Source organism: Xanthovirga aplysinae (assembly GCF_009711365.1).
In the GTDB taxonomy this organism is placed as follows: domain Bacteria; phylum Bacteroidota; class Bacteroidia; order Cytophagales; family Cyclobacteriaceae; genus Xanthovirga; species Xanthovirga aplysinae.
Window position 1 is genome coordinate 1 of the sequence record NZ_SMMB01000197.1, and the last position, 652, is coordinate 652.

Here is a 652-nt window from a genome sequence, read left to right on the forward strand (position 1 = left end):
TTTTACCGAAGGCGGCCGTATGCTGCATAATGATGACCTGCAAATTATGCAGGATGAACTATTCATTGCCCTGGAAGAACAATATAAAGGTATGGGTGCCTTTATATTCAGTGGATGTACGATAGGAGAAGGTACAGATCCCGAGACCTATACCATAAGCCCTGGATTGGTTTATATCAATGGGAAGATTTTACAATTTACCGGCAACAGTCAGAATACTTCTTCCCAAACTTTTAATTCTCTATATCTGGTGGAAGGCCCTGCCACACCTCAGGAATATTACCTCCTAAACTCAGGAGGTAGGGCCCCAAAACGAATTTTATACCAGGCAGAATTGGTAACGACAAAGCCCCAGGAAGGAGAATACATCAAAATAACTCTGGATGGTGGTAGAAACTATGCTGATGCCATGCAAGGGGCTTTTAAAGCATTAAGTATTGGACATGAAAACGATGACTTTAGTGGACATGCTACCCTAGATGTAGGGGGAGATGTAAGGGCAAGTGGCTCATTGGATTTAGAAGGAAATATTAATGTCGGCAATTCCATTAAATCTAGTGGATCCGCAGAAATCGGGAATTCTTTAGCCGTAAACACGATTTTGAAAGATGGTCTTGCCGTCTATGTTCGTGGAAATTCACGCTTCGCTAGA

1 protein-coding gene is annotated in these 652 nt (G+C 42.3%); it reads left to right on the forward strand.

Annotated elements, in window-relative coordinates; translation table 11 throughout:
• The coding region (locus E1171_RS23245; RefSeq protein WP_187696111.1) for a hypothetical protein at window positions 1-652 on the forward strand (652 nt) is incomplete at both ends.